The 504-nt window shown below is 48.6% G+C and carries 1 protein-coding gene; it reads left to right on the top strand.

Annotated elements, in window-relative coordinates; all coding sequences use genetic code 11:
* Positions 1–333: 333 nt before the first annotated feature.
* Positions 334–504: low affinity iron permease family protein (locus tag ORL50_RS28735; RefSeq protein WP_266020083.1), on the top strand; the 171-nt coding region annotated here is incomplete at its 3' end.

Here is a 504-nt window from a genome sequence, read left to right as displayed (position 1 = left end):
CGGAAGGTAAAGGAGTGCCTGCATTGGCTTTGCGTGGCAAAAGAATCTCGCCCAAGTGCATGACCATCTCTCCGGTATTTGTTAGGTCGCGGCCGCTGCCCAAGGGAGGGCTCGTTCTAAAGCTCTTGTGTTGGGACAGATGCCACATAGAATTTTGCAATTGATTGCCTGAGCCCTCTGGAAGACGGAGGCGTTCGCAGAGAGTTCATACAAAGGATGTTTAAGTCATGGGAAAATGCGCAGGTTCTTGATCCGACGAACGGGTTAAATTGTAAGAAAGTATTTCAGTTGCCGATGTGGTCTACCCGAGACCCAAATCAAGAGTTTGCAATCATGAAATTTTCAATTTTCTGCCAAGCATTGTCCAATCGGGCTGGCAGCTCAAAAACCTTTCTCGTGGCTGTGGCGTTAATTGTCGTCTGGGGACTGACGGGGCCGTACTTTCATTACAACGACACCTGGCAGCTCATCATCAACACGTCGACAACGATCATTACGTTTCTA

Origin of the sequence: Pseudomonas sp. RIT-562 (assembly GCF_026241895.1) — a bacterium.
Lineage (GTDB): Bacteria > Pseudomonadota > Gammaproteobacteria > Pseudomonadales > Pseudomonadaceae > Aquipseudomonas > Aquipseudomonas mandelii_F.
Note: the sequence above shows the minus strand (reverse complement) of the source record. Positions and strands in the feature narration are given on the sequence as shown.